This is a genomic window from Acinetobacter sp. 1125_18A (genome assembly GCF_052824985.1).
In genome coordinates this window covers 1-365 of sequence record NZ_VTDG01000061.1, presented here as the reverse complement: position 1 = coordinate 365, position 365 = coordinate 1, and the positions used below count along the sequence as shown (strand labels likewise).

Annotated in this window: 1 protein-coding gene; it reads right to left on the bottom strand. The window is 42.2% G+C overall.

Annotation, left to right across the window (positions count from 1 at the left end; genetic code table 11):
* Positions 1-365 (bottom strand): ShlB/FhaC/HecB family hemolysin secretion/activation protein (locus FY049_RS22255; RefSeq protein WP_446084439.1); only part of this gene is annotated, 365 nt, incomplete at both ends.

Here is a 365-nt window from a genome sequence, read left to right as displayed (position 1 = left end):
ACTGGATACCATGACCCACAAAGGTATCTAAATACACACCTTTAAAATAACTACGTGTCCCAAATACGCTTCCCATCAGATGACGTTGTCCAGAATAACTATTCCGTCCATTGACCCATCCCTGATCGATACCAGCATAAAACTGAGTCGCAGGAAGAGGAGAATTCCAACTTAACTCTTGTTGTAAATAGTGACCGTTATCACCTGACAGCATGACCTCACCATCAAAGCCTCGAACGCTATAGCGCCCACCAATATAAAAACGGTCTTGAGGAACTAAAATTTTGGGTGCAAATTGCCCACGCCAATTTAGGCGGTACTGAACAGGATGATTTAAAATTCTAAAAGGTTGGGAATAACGAACT